This is a genomic window from Streptomyces sp. CHD11 (assembly GCF_018638295.1).
GTDB lineage: Bacteria > Actinomycetota > Actinomycetes > Streptomycetales > Streptomycetaceae > Streptomyces.
This window is the reverse complement of the sequence record NZ_JABTTS010000036.1, coordinates 17,025-34,997: the sequence shown is the minus strand read 5'-3', so window position 1 is coordinate 34,997 and position 17,973 is coordinate 17,025. Positions and strand designations below refer to the sequence as shown.

General features: G+C 72.0%; 12 protein-coding genes. 7 read left to right on the top strand and 5 right to left on the bottom strand.

From position 1 onward, the window contains the following. Positions 1–165: 165 nt before the first annotated feature. Positions 166–585: a VOC family protein gene (locus HTV45_RS29420; protein WP_215208937.1), complete on the top strand. Its 420-nt coding sequence runs from the start codon at positions 166–168 to the stop codon at positions 583–585. 165 nt (positions 586–750) lie between these two features. Here the strand turns inward: HTV45_RS29420 and HTV45_RS29415 are convergent, their stop codons facing one another. Together HTV45_RS29415 and HTV45_RS29410 are read right to left on the bottom strand one after the other, a co-directional pair. Then, positions 751–1,842 carry a hypothetical protein gene (locus HTV45_RS29415; protein WP_215208936.1) on the bottom strand — a complete coding sequence of 364 codons (1,092 nt, stop codon included), beginning with the start codon at positions 1,840–1,842 and terminating at the stop codon, positions 751–753. A gap of 48 nt (positions 1,843–1,890) precedes the next feature. Further along, positions 1,891–3,384, bottom strand: coding sequence for an alpha/beta fold hydrolase (locus HTV45_RS29410; protein WP_215208935.1), 1,494 nt, complete (start codon positions 3,382–3,384; stop codon positions 1,891–1,893). Between the two features lie 1,048 nt (positions 3,385–4,432). Between HTV45_RS29410 and HTV45_RS29405 the strand changes: the two genes are divergently transcribed. The 5 genes from HTV45_RS29405 to HTV45_RS29385 all read left to right on the top strand — a co-directional run bounded on the left by HTV45_RS29405 (position 4,433) and on the right by HTV45_RS29385 (position 8,498). Beyond that, positions 4,433–4,954, top strand: a complete 522-nt coding sequence (locus tag HTV45_RS29405; protein WP_251693031.1) for a SigE family RNA polymerase sigma factor — start codon at positions 4,433–4,435, stop codon at positions 4,952–4,954. A 284-nt stretch (positions 4,955–5,238) separates the two neighbouring features. After that, complete coding sequence (locus tag HTV45_RS29400; RefSeq protein ID WP_215208934.1) at positions 5,239–5,613, top strand: hypothetical protein; 375 nt, start codon at positions 5,239–5,241, stop codon at positions 5,611–5,613. Positions 5,614–6,332: 719 nt separating this feature from the next. Next, the gene (locus tag HTV45_RS29395; RefSeq protein ID WP_215208933.1) at positions 6,333–6,473 is read left to right on the top strand and encodes a hypothetical protein; all 141 of its coding nucleotides are present in this window, start codon (positions 6,333–6,335) and stop codon (positions 6,471–6,473) included. A gap of 153 nt (positions 6,474–6,626) precedes the next feature. Beyond that, positions 6,627–6,920, top strand: a complete 294-nt coding sequence (locus HTV45_RS29390) for a DUF3040 domain-containing protein (RefSeq protein WP_215208932.1) — start codon at positions 6,627–6,629, stop codon at positions 6,918–6,920. 66 nt (positions 6,921–6,986) lie between these two features. Continuing rightward, entirely contained in the window at positions 6,987–8,498 is a 1,512-nt protein-coding gene (locus tag HTV45_RS29385; RefSeq protein ID WP_215208931.1) for a potassium/proton antiporter, read from the top strand. Positions 8,499–8,630: 132 nt separating this feature from the next. Here the strand turns inward: HTV45_RS29385 and HTV45_RS29380 are convergent, their stop codons facing one another. Beyond that, the gene (locus HTV45_RS29380; RefSeq protein ID WP_215208957.1) at positions 8,631–9,101 is read right to left on the bottom strand and encodes a cation:proton antiporter regulatory subunit; all 471 of its coding nucleotides are present in this window, start codon (positions 9,099–9,101) and stop codon (positions 8,631–8,633) included. A gap of 156 nt (positions 9,102–9,257) precedes the next feature. Continuing rightward, positions 9,258–10,790 carry a hypothetical protein gene (locus HTV45_RS29375; RefSeq protein ID WP_215208930.1) on the bottom strand — a complete coding sequence of 511 codons (1,533 nt, stop codon included), beginning with the start codon at positions 10,788–10,790 and terminating at the stop codon, positions 9,258–9,260. Between the two features lie 255 nt (positions 10,791–11,045). On the opposite strand from HTV45_RS29375, the gene HTV45_RS29370 reads away from it, so the two are divergent. Then, a complete protein-coding gene (locus HTV45_RS29370) occupies positions 11,046–13,958 on the top strand; it encodes a BTAD domain-containing putative transcriptional regulator (protein WP_308309782.1) in 2,913 nt (970 codons plus the stop codon). Between the two features lie 103 nt (positions 13,959–14,061). Here the strand turns inward: HTV45_RS29370 and HTV45_RS29365 are convergent, their stop codons facing one another. Then, positions 14,062–15,681: a glycosyl hydrolase gene (locus tag HTV45_RS29365; protein ID WP_215208928.1), complete on the bottom strand. Its 1,620-nt coding sequence runs from the start codon at positions 15,679–15,681 to the stop codon at positions 14,062–14,064. Positions 15,682–17,973 lie beyond the last annotated feature (2,292 nt).

Sequence of the window (17,973 nt, the reverse complement as noted above, 5' to 3'; positions counted from 1 at the left end):
CAGTCGGCAACGTGACCGCCCGTAACTCTGCCGCACCCTGCACAAGCGCACGGGGCCCGTTCGCTGACAGTCTTCCCGGGTGAGCGATGCCCGGGAAGGAAACGCCGGGGGAGCCGGCCGGACCTGAACGCCCGACCCGACCGCCCCGAGAGAGAAGAGAAGCCCGTGCAGATCACCGTCTCCACCGTGTCGTTGACCGTCGATGACGTGACCGCCTCGCAGCAGTTCTTCACCACGCACCTCGGATACAAGGAGATCGCCTCCGCCGACGGATTCGCGTCACTGACCCGTGGCGGCGCGGCCGTCGACATCGTCCTGCTGCACCGCGGCAACGAGGTCCTGCCCGCCGGCCGGCGCGACCAGCATGCCGCCGGGGTCGTCCTGGCCTTCACCGTCACCAACATCGAGGAGGAGGAGCGGCGGCTGCGGGAGGAGGGGGCGGCCATCACCATGCCGCTGCGCCAGGAGCCGTGGGGCGAGCGGCTCGTCCAGGTCACCGACCCCAACGGCGTCATCGTCCAGCTCGTCGAGTGGGTGACCCCGCCCGGCCCGTCGGGGGACCGGTCGGGGGAGCCAGTGACCTGAATCGGAGACGCAAGGTCACTGGGGGGCGCGGCAGGACTCGGCAGCGGATACGGGACCTCCCCGCACGTGTGGTGGTGCACCTGCTGCCGGCCGGGTCCCTGTTCCCCGGAGCACCCCGGAATCGGCCGGCAGCAGGTGGGGCGGCGGCTGAAGGCCGCGAGGCCGTCAGCTCACCGGCTGGTGCCGGGTGACCCGGGCGCCCGGGAATCCGTTGACGACGACGTCTTCGGCGGAGGCGTCGCCGAGCATGTGGTACCGGAAGAAGGAGCCGATGTACCGGGTGGTGGCACTCTGCTGCTCGAGCTCGCTCCAGGAGTTCTCCGGCTCGCAGCTGGTGTCGTTGTCGTACGCCCACTCGGAGTTGAAGAAGTTGTGGTTCGCTCCGGAGAAGTCGACCTCGTAGAAGGGGACCTTGTTCCGTCCGTCCGCGTTCTTCGCGAAGGTGCGGCGGTTCATGGCCGCGCCCCCGTCGCAGTCACCGGCAATCACCGCGAAGGGCACCTGCGTGATGCGGTAGTCGAGGTGCTCGGGCGAGTCCGGGTCGGAGACGTGGTAATCGGCGGGCGCGAGCGGGAGGACCGCCCGCAGACGGACTCCGCGGGGCAGGTCGGCCGCGTGGGTGTCGGCCGCCTGCCAGACCACCCCCCTGCCGCCGCGGGAATGTCCCATGAGCCCGACGTTGGCCAGGTCCAAGTTGCCGCGCAGCGCCCGCAGTTGCGTGGCCAGCGGCCCCTTTCCGTCGTTCGCTTCGCGGAGCATCTCCAGGTGCCTGTTCACCAGTGCGGCGCGCGCCATATCGGCGGGCGGTCCCAACTCACCGGCGTTGATGCCGTTCACACTCACGGAGACGACGACGAACCCCTGCTCGGTGAGCTCCTTCGCGAGGTAGTCGTATCCGGTGTAGCTCCGCGTCGGCTGTGATCCCGCGGGGCAGGGCCAGCCCATGGTCTCACCGGCGCAGCTGTACCAGAGACCGTGCGCGAGCATGACCACCGGGCGTGGCCCGCTCATGGCCGGAGGATGGTGCACGACAGCCGTCAACTCGATCTGGGCCGTCTTCTCCCTCTCCGCGTCGAGGAATCCCGGCACCGTGAACGCCGTGTCCCCCAGGGTGTATTCGATCCGGGCGGCGCTGTCCGTCCGGGAGGCGCTGCCCGGTTCGGCGGCCATAGTGGTGAACGGGACGGCCATCAGGGCGGCCAGCACGACGAGGACCTTCGTGGCCGGCGCCAGAGTCCTTGTCCTGTCGAAGTTCATCGGTTGTCTCTCCTGTCGGTGCTGTCGGTGCTGTCGGTGCTGTCGGTGTCACTGGTCCGTCGAAGGGCACGAAAGCCCGTCGCGCGGCACGTCGAGCGACACCAGGTAGGCGTCGCTGACCCGCCGGGTGCAGTCATTGCGGTCGTATACGCCGTGCCCTGCCCCCTCGTAGGTCACGAGCACGGTCGCCCCGCGCTGCCTGCGGTGCACGGAGGCCGCGTTCTCGTGCGAGGTCGAGGGGTCGTGCCTGCTGTTGATGAGCAGGGTCGGCACCTTCGTGCGCATGGCCCCCGGCTGTTGCGGGGTACTTGCTTCCGGCAGGCCGACGCACGACGTGAGCAGGGTGTTGCCGCGGTCCGAACCGAGCGTCCGCGGGGAGATCCGCTGCGCCTGCCGCGTCAACTCGGCGTACTCGGCGTAGGTGCGCACGCGGAAGCTCTGGTCGGCGCAGGAGATGTGGGCCATCGCGCCGGCGTACAGCGAGGTGTCCTTCCCGTCCTCCGGCTCATCGGACGGCGGGGTGACCTCGCCGTCCGATGCGGGCGGGGTGACGCCGACGCCGACACCGTTCAGCGACAGCACCCACGCGCTGAAGTCCTCCCAGTCCGGACCGTAGGCCGTGATGGTCAGGCCGGCGCTGAGGTCGTACGGGGTGAGCGGGTCACCCGAGCCCTCCAGGTCGACGAGCTCACCGCGGTCCGCCCTGGCCATCAGGCCGTCCCACAGCGCGTCGATGTCCTGCCCGTGCAGTGGTGAGGACGGGGTGCGGGCGTTCCACCGCTTCCACTCCTCGTACGAGTCCGCGGCGGCCCGGGCGGCCGAGGCCGCCGACTCGCCGGCGTCGAGGCCCCGGTCCACCACCGAGTCCAGGAGCATCGCGCGGACCTTGTCGCCGTGACGTTCGGCGTAGCGCTGGCCGATCACGGTGCCGTAGGAGAGTCCGTAGAAACTGATCTCCGGTTCTCCCAGCGCCCGGCGCAGCGCGTCGACATCCTCCACGACGTCCTCGGTGGAGACGTGGTCCGCGATCGGCCCCGACCGCCGGGCGCAGTCCGCGTGCAACTGCCGGTTGTGCTCGCTCAGTTCGTCGAACCCCGCCTGGTCGGTGGGACGTGCCGGGGGCCCGCCGAAGTACAGATCCGCCGAGCAGCGCACCGCTTGGCTGAGCCCGACGCCACGCGGGTCGAAACCGACGATGTCGAACCGGGCGAGCACCTCGGGGCTGAAGTTCCACCGTGAGCCGAAGGTGAAGTCGACGCCGGACATGCCAGGTCCACCCGGGTTGACCACGAGTACACCGATGCGCCGGTCGGGGTCGGTCGCGCGGTGGCGGGCCAGGGCCATGCCGAACGTGCCGCCGTCGGGCCGGCCGCGGTCGATCGGCCGCGCCAGAGTGGCGCACTCGAACTCGGGTCGGTCGGCGCACGGTGCCCAGTCGACGGATCCGGGTGAACCGGGTGAACCGGGTGCGGCGTCGGCCAGGACCGCGGTCGTGGCCAAGAGCATCACACCCGCCGTGGCGGCGAGCAGTGGACGCAACATTCGCGCTCCTTGGAGGGGTTCGTGCCGGGACGCACCCGGTCACGGTGTCGGTCGGGACGTCGGGGAGTGAGCTGGGACGCGCGCCGCGCCCAACGGGCCGACGAGCGGAGCCGGACTTCGGGAAGCCCTTCGTCATCGGCTCCGTGCCGAAGGCGCGTTCATCCCGATGGACGCCCGAGGGCCCCCGGGGTTGCGGGTCGGTCGAGACGCACCCGGGAAAGGATCAGTGACCTGCGTCACTGGACTTGGTCCGTCCGTGGCTCTCCGTCCGCGGCTCTCCGCACGAGGAGAGTGGCAAGCGGTGTGGCCGGGCGGCGACGTGGTGGCGGCGCAGGACGTCGGCAGTCCTTGTCCACCGGTCCTCGATCCACCCGGTGAAACTCCTGAGACTCCTGAAACTCCTGAGGCACCTGCAACCCCGGGAGCCCTCGGACGTCCTTGTGGGTGGGTCCCCTTCCAGCAGCCGGCCACCGGCTGTCCCTGACGATCCGTCGACCCGCCTGACGAAGGATTCGAGGACCGAAGATGTCAGTACGTCACGTCACCCCCGGCAGCGCCCGTCCGGACCGGGCCCGCACCGTGACCGGGGTGCCCGCCGGGCACCGCACCGGACCTCGGTGGAGCTGCGGCGGCTCACCGGGAAGCAGGCCCGGTCTCCCCCGTCCGGGGCGTGGACACCCGGCGAGGTGCCGAGGGCAGACGCCCACGAGGGAGGCGGGGCCCGCGAATCCGGCACGGTGAGGCTCTCACCGCCCCGGCTGACGTATGACTCCGGGCTCCGCCCGGAGACACACGTGAAGGAATCCATCACGGCTCACCCTCAGCACGGTCCGTCCGCCCGGGGGCAGGAGGACGGACCGGTACCGCGAAGTCCGGGAGACAAGTGAGAACAGCGACGATCTCGACCGCCGCACCGCCGTTCGCCTGGTGGCAGAGGGCGTGCGGACCCGTGCACCCCTGGCTCCGCGCCGGAGTGGAGCTGATGCGCCGAGCCCTGGACGGGCCCGCTCCGCGGTCGCGGCAGAGTCGGACGGACGGCGGGAGACGCCTGTCCGAGGTGGTGTCCCCCGGCGTGACGAAGGCGGGGAACGCCTTCAACGAGCTCTACCACCATCGCAGGCTGGCGCTGGTGCGGCTGGCCCTGCTTCTGGTGGACGATCTCCCGACGGCGGAGGACGTGGTGCAGGACGCCTTCGCCATGCTCCTGCGCCGCCACGGCCGTCAGTTCACGGACCTGGACGACCCCGAGGCGTACGTGCGCACCAGTGTGGTCAACGCGGCCCGCTCGGTTCTGCGCCGCCGCCGCACGGCACGCGCGTACGTTCCTGAGCGTGAACGCCATGCCCCGTCCGCGGACAGGAGTGTGCTCCTCGCCGAGACCCATCAGGAAGTGATCGACGCGTTGCAGCGGCTCACCCGCAGACAGCGCGAGGTCCTGGTCCTGCGCTACTGGTCGGACCTCAGCGAGGCGCAGATCGCCGACACGCTCGGGATCTCCCGCGGCACGGTCAAGTCAACCGCCAGCCGGGCCCTGGACGCCCTGGCCAGACAACTGGACGTACCTCGATGACCCGGCCCCCCTCGCAGCCGCATTCCCGTCCCCGCCCGTACCGGCCCCGCGGACCCGTCGGCAGAGGCTCGTCGTGACCTGGGAACGCACCGGCCCGCCCTTCGGCGAGGTCTCTGCCGCTGCCGCCGGCTGCGGCACGGCCGGTTCGGCGTGGCCGCGTCCGCCGACGGAACCCGGAGGCGTCCCGTCCCCGCCGCGCCGCGTTCCGCGGCCGGTGAGCCGCCGGATGCCACGGTCGGCGCGGAGCCATTCAGCCAGGAGTTCCTACGGAGATCGGAGAACCGGTGACGAGGCGCAGCCAGGACCACCACGAGGCGTACGAACAGCGCCTGCGCGACGCCCTGGAGGCGCGGGCCGGCAGTGTCGACTGGGAGCATCTGCGGCCCGCCGGCCCTCCCGCCGGGGCGGGACGGTCCTTTCCTGTCCGCCGGACCGTCATCGGCCTGGTCGGCCTGGCCGCGGCTGCCGCCTGCGTACTGTTCGTCGTGGAGAAGGACGATCCGGGGCGCCCGGCCGGTCCCGCCGACCGGCCCTCGCGGACGCCGAGCCCCTCGGTGACTCCGTCCCTGGTCCCCCTGCCCGGGGAGAACGGCGGTTCCCAGGGCGCCGCCACCGAGGGCTTCGTCACCCCGTCTCCGACCGCCGGCCCGGACGGGTGAGCGGCGGGGGCAGGACCGTGATCACGGTGCTCCGGTCCGGCGGTCCCCGCCGCACGGGGCCATCGGGGCTGACACCCACGTACGGCGATATCCGTACGGGTCACACCCCCTCCCTATTTGGGTGTTGTCACCGATGGTCTGTGCTTCTCCGACAGGAAAGAGTGTGATCAACACACTTAACGGCCTGCCCCGCTCCCGTCCTGCCGCAGAGGACCGCTCGCGGAACGGACCGCGCGGGCTGCCGGACCCCTGAGAGGAGCCCGCGACCTGATGCACGCGGCGACGCAGCGCACCGGTCTCACCGACGAGATGTCCGACCCGGGTCCGCTGGTGCCGCCGCGCCGCTCGGCCGCCGCCGCACGAACGCTCGAGGCCGCCGGGAGGGTGGGGTCAGCGCCGAGCGTGTCGCGGTGAGCGTGACGGTTCAGCCGGCGATCGAGGCCGGCGCCGCCGTCCGTGTGCCGATCCCGACGGAGTGGGTCCACCGGGCCGCCACCGCACCGGGCGGCCGGCGCGGTCCCGATGCCGGTCACCGGGCCGTCCGGCGCCGGACACGCGTCCTCGTGCGGGAACACGGGCGTCGACGGGAACGTCGTCTTCCTGCTGCCCATCACGATGCTGCCCGGCACGGTGCCGCCCATCACGATGCTGATCGTCCCCGGGCCGGAACGCACCGGCGTCACGACCTGCTTCGTCCTGCACACCGAGCCGCATCCGGCGTGGTACTCATCGACACCGGCGCGCGTGAGGGCCACGACATCCCCTTCCGGCGGTTCAGCCGCTACGGACTGATCGTCACCACGGTCACCGTCACTGTCGCGGCCGCGTATGTGTGGCTGCGCTACTTCGTCCTGGTGTGATCGTGGGGCACCGGATGCGCAAGGAGAGCAGATGCACCACACCGGCGACCGCGACAGCACCTTCCGAGCACTGTTCGACGACGACTCCCCGGCGTTCCGTGACGATGCCTCCCCGCCGACCCCAGCCGTGAGCGGGCGGTCGAGGAGACGGCGATGGACGGACCGGACGACAAACGGCTGCACGAGATCGAGGCCAGGCTGCACCGTGAGGATCCCCGCTTCGCCCGCGCCCTCGGACACGGCCGTCCCTGCCGGCCGCGCGAGTACCGGCACACCCGTACCTGGCTCCTGCTCGCCGTCGCGCTGGCCGTGCTGGGCACCGGCATCGCCCTGGCTCACGAGCTGCTCATCGCCGCCGGGCTGGTCCTGGCCGGAGTGGCCGGCGAGATGTTCGACCCGCACCGCGGTGAACGGTGCCGCGGTGAGCGGCCGCCGCACGACTCCTGACCGCGACGGCCGCGCAGCCTGCGCGTCAGCGGACCGCGGCGCCGGGAGCGGCACGGGGTCCGAGCGATGACGTTGTCCGAGCTGTATGTGACGCTGCTGATCGGCGGCGCCGTCCTGCTGGCCAGCATCGCCGCCGCCCGCACCGCTCACCGCGTCGGCCTGCCGAGCCTGCTGCTGTTCCTGGCGGTCGGTGTGGTCGCCGGTGAGGACGGGCTGGGTCTGGAGTTCGACGACGCCCAGCTGGCACAGGCGCTGGGCACCGCGGCGCTGGGCCTGATCCTCGTCGAGGGAGGTCTGAGCACCCGGTGGGACGACGTACGGCGCCAGCTGGCCCCCGCCAGTGTGCTCGCCACCGTGGGCGTGGCGCTCTCGGTCGCGGTGACCGCGACCGGCGCGCACTTCCTGCTGGGCATGGACTGGCAGCTGGCGCTGCTGCTCGGGGCGATCGTCTCCTCCACCGACGCCGCCGCCGTGTTCGCCGTCCTGCGCGCCCTGCCGATGCCGCAGAAACTGCGCGGGCTGGTGGAGGCGGAGTCCGGCTTCAACGACGCCCCGACCATCATCCTGGTCCTGGTCTTCTCCACCGCCGCAGGGGACCTGCCCAGCCCCGGGCCGCTCGTGGCCGACCTGGTCTACCAGCTCACGGTCGGCGGCACCCTCGGCGTGCTGATCGGCTACCTGGGCGTCGCCGCGCTGCGGCACATCGCCCTGCCCGCCACAGGGCTGTACCCGCTGGCCACGGTCGGGTTCGGCGTCATCGCCTTCTCCGCCGCCGGAGCGATCAACGCCAGCGGCATCATCGCCGCCTACCTGTCCGGCCTGGTGCTGGGCAACGCCCAGCTGCCACACCGCGCCGCCACCCGTAGCTTCGCCGAAGGCGTCGGCTGGCTGGCCCAGATCGGCCTGTTCGTCATGCTCGGCCTGCTGGTCGACCCCAGCGAACTGCCCGCCGCGATCATCCCTGCCCTCGTCATCGGATCGGTCCTGCTGCTGGTCGCCCGCCCGATCTCGGTCGTGCTCTGCCTGCTGCCCTTCCCGATCCCCTGGCGCGAGCAGACGTTCATCTCCTGGGCGGGGCTGCGCGGCGCGGTGCCCATCGTGCTCACCACGTTCCCCATCGTCGCGGGGGTCGCGGGGGCGGGCGAGGTGCTCAACATCGTGTTCGTCCTCGTCATCATGTTCACCCTCATCCAGGGCCCCACCCTGCCCGCCGTCGCCCGGCGCCTGGGCCTGGTCCGCACGGGCGCGCTGCGGGAGATCCAGGTGGAGACCGCGCCCCTCGACGTCCTCGACGCCGACCTGCTCACCGTCGGCATTCCCGAGGGGTCCCGGCTGCACGGCGTCGCCGTCTTCGAACTGCGGCTGCCGCCCCCGACCGTCGTCACCCTGATCGTCCGTGGCGGTGTCACCCTCGTACCCGACCAGGACACCGTGCTCCGCTCCGGCGACGAGCTCCTGCTCATCACGACCCCGCTGACCCGCGAGGCGGCGGAACGCCGGCTGCGGGCCGTCGGACGCAGCGGCAAACTGGCCCGCTGGCACGGTGAACACGGATCGCCGAGCGTCACGGACGGATGACCGGGTGAAGGCGATGCTCAGGTGACGCGTCGTGCCCCGGTGTGACCCCCGTACCCGCCGTGCTCCTCCGGGTGGGTCCGCGGCGCCGGCCGCAACCCCTGCGTACGGGCTACGACCGGGCCGCCCGGGGGATCAACGCCGGCCGAGAATACCGGCGGCGACCCCGACACCCTCGTGCGTGCCGATCACGATCAGGGTGTCGCCGCCGGCCAGCCGGAAGTCCGGTCCGGGGGAGGGGATCGCCTCCGTCCGGCGCAGTACGGCGACGACGGACACGCCGGTCTCCGTGCGCATCCGGGTGTCGCCCAGCAGCCGGCCGTTCCAGTGGGACATCGCCGGCAGTTCGAGCCGTTCGGCGACCAGTCCCAGCTCGGCCGTCGCCAGCAGGTTCGGGCTGTGGTGGGCGGGCATCACGGCGTCGATGACGGCGCCCGCCTCGTCGGCGGTCATCCGCAGGGACATCGCGGTGGCGTCCGGGTCGTCCGCGCGGTACTCGCTCAGCGTCCGGGACCCGTCGAGATGGGCGATCACCGACAACCGCCGCCCCTCCCGCGTGTTCAGGTCGTACCGCACACCGATTCCCGGCAACGGTGTGTGCCCCATGCGCGCGGCGCCGCCCATGACCGTCCCCCTGCTTTGTGAGTGTTCCTACGGGCCATGACCGACGGCACCATACGGCACACCGGCGACTCTTCGTAATCCGGCCGACGTCACCGACTTCCGGCCAACCCACCGTCCGCGGCGGCACGCTGCCGCGGCTCAGACCGTGAACCTGACGGCCTCCAGCCACACGTCGTTGTTCCAGGAGCCGCCGGAGGTCAGTCCGGGGCGGGCACCGGCGCAGCCCTTGTCCTTCCAGCCTTCGTTGCGGACATGGGCGATCTGGCAGATCTGGCCCTTGCCGATGTTGACCGCGAAGGCGATCATGTTCGGCGCGCCGCTTGCCGTGCTGCCGATGTAGTTGTCCTTTCCGTCGGCGGCGACGGCCGTCCACTTCGGCTTCCACACGCCCTGGCCGTCGGTCGACCCGGGGGAGTGGACGAAGGCGTTGGCGGCCGAACCCCCCACGCCGGACACCGCGATGTTGAGGGCCTTGATCATCCGGTGCTGGCCGGTCGTACCGGCCACCGCGCCGTCGCACACGGGCTTCTGCCAGCCCTGTCCGGCGACATAGGCGCGGTAGCAGATGTGCCGGCCGGAGGGGTCCTTCCTGGCGAGGCGTCCGACCGCCGTGGCGGCCGTCTCCTTCTTGGGGGCCTTCTTCTTCTTGGGGGCCGCGGTGGTGCTCTTCGGGGCGGGTGCCGTGACGGTCACGGTGCTCCGCGCGCCGCCCTGCGCGTCCGGCGTGTCCTTCTCCTTGGCCTTCTGCTTGTCCTTCGGACCGGCCGTCGGTGAGGTGGACCCCGGGGCGGAGGGGGGCGGCAGGGGGCCGGGGACCGATGTGGGTGTCGTCCAGTCCCCGGGTGGAGGCGTGGGGGCCGGCTCGACGGCCGAACGGGCGGCCTGCTGCTCGGTGGCGGCCTCGTCGTCCGACTCGCCACTGCCGAGGACCACCAGCGGAACGACGACGAGGGCGGCCACGGCGAGGGCCGCCGGTCCCACGATCAGGGGCCTGCCGAAGAGTTTCGGTGGACGGTACTCGTCGTCGGACTGGCGTGAGACGGCAGCGCGGGCGATGGCCGGGGGCGGGGCCTGGGCGGGGACACGGGCCGGGACCGGGCCCCCGGGGTCGTCGTCATCGTCGTCGTCATCGTGGTCACGGTCGTAGTCGTCATCGTCACCGTCATCGTGATCATGGTCGTCGTCGTGATCGCGGTCGTCGTCGTGGCCGTCGCGGTCACGGTCGTAGTCGTCATCGTCGACGTCATCCTTGTCGCCGTAGCCGCCCTCGGCAGGGAGGGGCCAAGGCGATGGCCCGGTACGGCCGGACGGCGGATCCTGGAGGTGCTCCTCCTGTCGCTCCTCCTGTCGCGCCTCCTCCCGTTCCTCCTGCCGCAGAAGGGCGCTCGAACCGTCCGGGGAGACCTCGACGACGGCCGTGTACCCGGCCGCGGGGTCGGAGATGACCGCCGTCACCGGTGCGCCCCGGTCGCGTGCGTATCCGTCCAGCAGGTCGAGGATCGCTGTGTCGACCGTCCCCCCTTCCGCCACCGGCACCGGCTCTCCGTCGATGTCGGCGGAGCCGTCGCCCGAGATGACCACCGTGAAGTGGCCGGACGGCTCGGATGCCTCCTCGGGTCTGGTGTCGCGGCCCGTCGTGTCGGGCTCGTCCGCTTCCTCGCCCCGGCTCATACGCGTTCCCTTCTGACGTTCCCGGCCGTGTGGGGCCGGTCGGTCCCGCCACGGCGGATTCGCGTACCGCAACGGGAACGGCGGGGAAACGGTTCAACGGAGAGGGACTGCCGCAGGCGCCGTGACCAACCGCGCCATAAGCCGTGACCGTGACGTTCCGGATGGAATGGCACGTTCCGTCAAAGTGGCTACGGCGGGGAGGACGGTCAATAGAGTCCGAACGTGCCTGCTGATGAAACTACGGTTCGATTCTCCGTGCTGGGACCGGTCCGGGCATGGCGCGGTGAACAGGAACTGGACCTCGGATCGCCGCAGCAACGTGTGATGCTCGCGGCGTTGTTACTGAGCCGGGGGCGTCCTCTGGCCCTCGGCGCGCTCATCCATGCCGTCTGGGGTGAGGAGCCGCCGGCGGCCGCCGTGTCGGTGCTGCGGACCTATGCCTCGCGCCTGCGCAAGATCCTGGAAGCCGGACGGACCCCGGGCGAGCCGCCCCAGCTCCTCGTCTCCGTCGGTGACGGCTACCTGCTCCGGACCGCGGAGGACGCCCTGGACCTCGCCGTGTTCGAGCGGCGGGTCGCGGAGGCGAAGAAGCGGTGCGCCGAGGGCGAGCTGTCCGCCGCCGCGGAACTGCTGCACACCGCGCTCGGCGCATGGCAGGGGCCGGCCCTCGCCGGACTGCCCGGCCCGCTGGCGGAGTCGGAGTGTTCGTACCTGGACGAGCAGCGGCTCACCGCTCTGGAGATGCGGTGTGACATCGATGTCACCCTTGGACGCCATGACGCGGTCGTTCCCGAGCTGCTCTCGCTGACCCCCCGGCATCCGCTGCGCGAGCAGCTGTGCCGCCTGCTCATGCTGGCGCTGTACCGGTCGGGGAGACAGGCCGAGGCACTGGCGGCCTACCAGAAGACGCGCCACGCCCTGGTGGCGGAGCTGGGCGTCGAACCGGGCACCGCGCTGAAGGATCTGCACGACCGCATCCTGACCGCCGACCCGTCGCTTCTGCCCGACTCGCGGTCACCCGCCGACCCGTACCCGGCCGCCGACCGGTCCGAGCGCCCGGAGGGCCCGGTCGGGCCCTCCGGGCCGGACTCCCCGGACGCCCACGACCATCCGGCCGCCGGCGATCTCCCGGACGCCCAGGACCACCCCGCCGCCCGCCCGGCCCAACTGCCGGCCGATCTGCCGGCGTTCGCCGGCCGACAGGCGGAACTGGCCCGTCTCCGCGCGCTGCTGCCCGGGGACGGCGGTGCGCCGGACACCCTGGTGATCAGCGCGATCGGCGGCATGGGCGGCATCGGCAAATCCGCCCTGGCGGTGCACTGGGCCCACGAGGTCGCCGACCGCTTCCCCGACGGACAGCTCTGCATCAATCTGCGCGGCTTCGATCCGACCGGCTCGGTGATGGCACCCGACGAGGCCGTCCGGGTCTTCCTCGAGGCACTCGGCGTTCCCTCGGTACGGATTCCCGCCGACGTGGACGCCCAGGTGGCGCTGTACCGCAGCCTGCTCGCGCGGCGACGGATGCTGATCCTGCTCGACAACGCCCGCGACACCGAACAGGTCCGCCCGCTGCTGCCCGGGTCACCGGGTTCCCTGGTCATCGTCACCAGCCGCAATCAACTGGCCGGACTGGTCGCGGCGGACGGAGCCCGGCCGCTGACCCTGGACCAGATGACGCCCACCGAGGCGTTCGATCTCCTGGCCTCCCGCCTCGGCACCGGCCGGCTGGCGGCGGAGCCGGGCGCGGCCGGCGAGATCATCGCGCGGTGCGGCTGGCTGCCGCTGGCACTGGCCATCGTCGCCGCCCACGCCGCCGCCCGCCCCGGGTTCCCGCTCGGCGCCATCGCCGACGACGTACGGGACAGCCACGGCAGCCTCGACGCCTTCGTCGGGGGCGACGACATCACCACCGACGTGCGGGCCGTGTTCTCCTGGTCGTACAAAGCGCTCTCCGCCCCGGCGGCCCGCCTGTTCCGGCTGCTGGGTCTGCACTCCGGACCGCACATCTCGGCACCGGCCGTGGCCGCGCTCACCGGACTGCCGCCGAGAGAGGCCCGCGCGGGGCTCGGTGAACTCACCCGCGCGCATCTGATCACGGAACACTTCCCGGGCCGTTACACCCTGCACGACCTGCTGCGCGTCTACGCCGCGGAACGGGCCGCGGCCGAGGAGTCGGCGCGGGACCGCGACGCGGCCGTCGGACGGCTGCTGGCCTTCTACCTGCACACCACCGACGCCGCCTACCCGCTCATCACCCCGAGCCGCCACCGGATCCCGCTCGACCCGCCGCCCGCCGGGTGCCGGCCACTGGAGTTCGCCACGCGCGAGGAGGCGCTGGGGTGGTGCGAGAGCGAGCGGAGCAACCTGGTCGGCGCGGTGCACCTGGCAGCACGGTCCGGGCGGCCGGACATCGCCTGGCGGCTGCCCGCGGTCCTGTGGGGGTTCTTCTACCTCCGCAGCCATACGCACGACTGGCTCGACACCACCGCCACGGGACTGGCGGCAGCCCGGTCCGCCCACGACCGCCGGGGTGAGGCCCAGGCCCTCGCGGACCGGTCCGCGGCGCTTCGCGACTCGGGCCGCCTGGACGAGGCCGTCGCCCCCCTGCACGAGGCGATGGACATCTACCGCGCACTCGGGGACATGACGGGTACGTCGCTGGTCGTCGCGAACCTGGGGGACATCTACCTGCTGTCCGGCCGACTCGACGAGGCCGTTGCGTACATCCGCCGGGCGCTGGCCATCGCCCGGATCCAGGGCGACGCCTGGGGCCAGGGCATCACCCTGTCGAACCTGGGCGACGCCCTGCTGCGGCTCGGCCGGTACGACGAGGCCATCGACTGCCTGGAGCAGGCGCTGACCTTCCTGCGTACCCACGACAACCACTGGGTCGAGGCCGTCACCCTCGACATCCTCGGCACCGTGTACCGGGAGCTGCGCCGTTACGAGGAGGCGATCGAGTACTACCACCAGGCCCTCAAGACGCACCGGGACATCGGGAGCCGGTGGGGGGAGGGCCACACCCTCGGCAATCTCGGCGACGCCCATATGGGTGCCGGGGCCCCCGAGGCGGCGCGCCGCAGTTGGACGGAGGCACTGGCGATCTTCTCGGACTGCGACCACGCGGACGCCGAGAAGATCCGTGAGCGGCTCGACCGGCTGGGCTGACTCCCTTCCTCGGCGGGTGCCCGGCCACCGCGCGGGGCGGACGGCCGCCGGGCACCCGTACAACGGGCCGGAGATGAGGATCGTTCAACTCCGGCCCGGCGAGTCAGCTCGCGTCGCGGTAGACGCGTCCGCTCGCGTTGGCGGCCGGCCCGTCGTAGAGACCGACCGGGTGGGTCGAGGTGGACAGGGTGAACCAGGCATAGCGCTCCACGAAGTCCAGACCGTTCAGCATCGTCGTCGACGACTCGATGAACGCGGTCTGCTCCTGCTCGCTCGGGAAGCGAGGAGGGTTCTGCGAGAAGTCGATCAGTGCGTACTCGGTCAGCCAGACCGGCTTGCCGTAGCGGTCGTGGACGGCCTGGAGGTAGCCGCGCAGCTGCTCGGAGGCGTCCGGGCCGAAGTCCGCGCCGTACCAGTGCAGGGGAATGAAGTCGACGCGCAGACCGCGCTCGTCCGCACCGCGCATGAACCGGTCCAGCCAGCCTCCGGCGACGTCCCCGCCACTGGCCACCGCGGGAGCGCCCAGACGCAGGCCGGTCGCCTCCAGCCGGGGCCACAGGTCGAGGGCCTGCTCAGGCGTCATATCGGCCTGCTCCGGATGGTCGGGCTCGTTGAAGCCGAGCAGCTCCGTGCCCTGAGCGGCCGCCTGGCCGAGCCTGGCGTCGGTGACGGAGCCGGGGCCCCAGATCATCGGCACGTAGTCGACCCCGTCCGGCTTGGTGACACCCTCGGTCGTCGAGTCCCAGTTGTAGTACCAGGACGCGCCGGAGTCGGCCAGCGCCTGGCCGGCGCCGTCCACGGGGTTGAGACTGATGCCCTTGCGGGTGGAGGCCGGGGTGGTCTGCTCCGGGGCGGTCCGCTCCTGCGCCGGGTCCTGGCGCGGGAACTGCTGTGTGGGTGCCAGACGCTCCTTCGCAGAGCCGTCACCGGCTCCGTGGAAGGTGACGGTCAGACCGGCACACTCGGCGCACTGGTACACGGTCCGGTTCCCCGGTTCGTGGTCCTGCCTGGACCAGGCGTACGCGGTGGTGCACTTCTGGTTGATCGCGTCGCTGTACGCGGTCTTCGCGTCCCGGTCCGGATTGACGCACACCAGGGGGCGGCCCGTTTCCGGGTCCGTGACGAGGTTGTCGGCCGGGCAGTCGGCCATCAGGTCCACGGCACAGCCCGCCGCCGCGCACTCACCCGTCTCCGGCGGTGTCATGCCGTCCGGTGTGATGGTGATCGGCTCCGACACGGCGTTGACGTAGCTGACGTTGTACCAGGGCGCGTTCCCGTCCGCCGGATCGAAGTTGAACTCGGCCAGACCGGTCGGCTGCTCACCGGTCACACACCGGTCGGCGTACGGTCCGCAGTCTGCGACCTCGCAGTGGAATGTGCTGCCCTCCTCGCCGGTGCAGCCCTGCCGGGCGAAGAACTTGCCCCGCCAGTGCCCGGCGCCCGAACGCTCGGGAATGGTGACGGTGGCGGACTGACCCGGGTCCAGCACCGGCAGCCCGGTCAGCTCGGCCGATCCGTCCGCGTTGACCGAACTGCCGACCCAGATGCGGCTGTCCGTCTCGTTCCGCAGGGTGACGGTGTGCTCGGCGGCCCCGGCATCGGCGGCCGGCGTCCCCTGAAGGCGCACGTTGTCGGACCGCTGGTCCTCCATCAGCAGGGCGGTCCCGGTCACCCCCACGATGACCAGCAGCAACGCCAGGAGTAATGAGGTGCGTCTGCGCATGAATCGTGCCTCTCCATCGGGCTCGCGGGGTGTGGACGCGGCGCCCGGAGGACGCTCGCGCAGGCACGACGGATGGGGACGGCGGACGGTTCACCCGGCGCGCCCCCGGGACAGCGCAACGGTACGGCGGGGTGGGTGCTCCGGCCCGCCGCGTTGAACCGCCGTGCGGCGGCTGCCCGTTGCGTCTACTCGGGCGGACTCGATACGACAGGTCGGGCCCGCGAGCGAACCGAGGAGAGAGGGCGAGCATGGCCGACAGTCAACCCGCCCCCCGGCGCGGAAACCGGCTGGCCAAACGCATGGAGCCGGCCGACCTGGCCCGGGAGCTCCTGCGGACCGAGTGGGCCCAGAACCGCGAGTACGCCCGCAGGGCGCAGCGAGCGGACACCGCAGGAAGCCTGCGACGGGCCCTGCGAGATCTCCTGCGCAGATTCACCGGAGAGTCCGCGAACGAGTACGGCCCGTCTCGCCAGGGCTTCGACGGCGGCTACGGGGGAGAGTCGTACGGCCAGGGAGGGTACGGCCAGGCAGGCGCGGGGCTCCCCGGGGTCGCTCCGGCGCAGGCCCGGCCCGCTCCGGACGGGAGCCGGCCGGCGCCGCAGGCGCTTCGGCAGCCCGTGTCCGGCCCCGGCCCGGATTTCCCGAAGCTGAGGTGGCTGAACAGCCGGATCCAGGCCTTGCCCGCCACCGAGCGCAAGGCCTTCGACGATGCGCTGCTGAAGCTGGTCTCCTCCAGGAAATGGGAACAGCGGCTCGGAAGCATGCCGCACGCCGCCGGGTACGTGCGCCGAGCCCAGCGTGCGAAGGAGCCGGAGACGGACCGGCGGCACGCACCGACACCGGGCGACCGCTTCACCCGCCCGTCCCAGCGTGAACGCCCGACCGCGACCGAGTCGCCGTCGTCGACTCCCAGGACCAGTACGGTCGGCGGGGACGAGTTCGCCGACGGCCGGCGGCTCGCTGCGGCAGAGCAGTCGGAGAGACAGCGGAGGGAGGGCGCAGTGACGCCGGCACCGCCGGTTCCGTCGGGCCCGGGGCGAGCGCGGGTGAGCGGCAGGGAGCCGGACACCTCCGCATCGGACCGGTCCGCAGCGGGGCCGTCGGGGGAGTCGAACCCGGTGTCCGTGTCGGCCCCCGGATCAGGACGTGGGGAGACGGACCTGTGGTCATCACCGGCGACGCCATCGGTCGGGGCCTGGCCGGCGTTGACGCCGGAACGGCGCACGACGGGGCAGGCGGACCGGACGGGGCCGGGCGACTCAGGAACGGGGAGCTCGGAGATCCACGCGGCGTCGCGGAGTGACGCGCGCCCGGTAAGCCCGCTGACTCCGCCACCGGACTTGCTCAGCCATGAGGGGCGGCAGAGCGTGCACCATACCGCCACGCGCTCCGGCGGATCCCCGCCTTCGACGCCGGACGTCGTCTCGACCGGCGCCCTTTCCCCCGCGTCCGGCCGACAGCCGGAGGCGAAAAAGGGCCGGTCACGGTGACGTCGAGTCGGCCCGCCGCGTCCACTGTGACGGTGTCCCCGGCGCGGACACAGCTGAGCGGGGGACACGTGCTTCAGGGGACGGCGGCCACCGTCCCCTGAAGCAACACGCTGTCAGAGCATTGATCCCGGATCACCGGAGTGGTCTGTCACACCGGCGATGACCAGGATCGACATCGACGGCGAGGGGTGCGTCCGCGCAGGGACAGTGCCTCTCCGTGAGGGCCGGCACGGCGCTCCCACGGCGCGCACGCACCCATGAGAGATGCCCCTGCACGACAGTTCACCTGCCTCCGCCGCCTCCGCCACCCCGGCCCCGGCGAGAGGGCTGCGACGCTGAAGGCGCCGGACGGCCGTCGTGGCCTCGGAGGTCGCTGCTGCCGGTCTGGCGCCGGAGCGAAGGCGTGGAGGAAAGGGCCGCGGGTTGCAGGGCGGCGGCCCGTGCGCTCCGGTCGGTACCGACTGTCGAGCGATCGGCTCCCGGGCCTGTGCGCGACTCACCATCGGCAGGCCGGAGCGGATCCCGGCCGCGTTGGCGCTGGAGACGATTCTCCACGGTCACGGTTGTGGTCTGAGTGACACGCAAGAACCCGGGCGGCGGCTCTGCGTGGCTCGCATCGGGCGAATCCGCCGGTTGCGCGGGTGTGCTGATGAACCCATACCTGTCGCGGCCTGCCGGGTCCTGATGGCGGCCTGGAGGCGGGCGGAGCGTGGTGCCGTACTCCGACGCGCTCGGGGAGGAGGGGCCAGGGGCTGACTCCCGCGCCACGTGCGCTCCGGCAACCGGGTTCACCAGGGTCCTG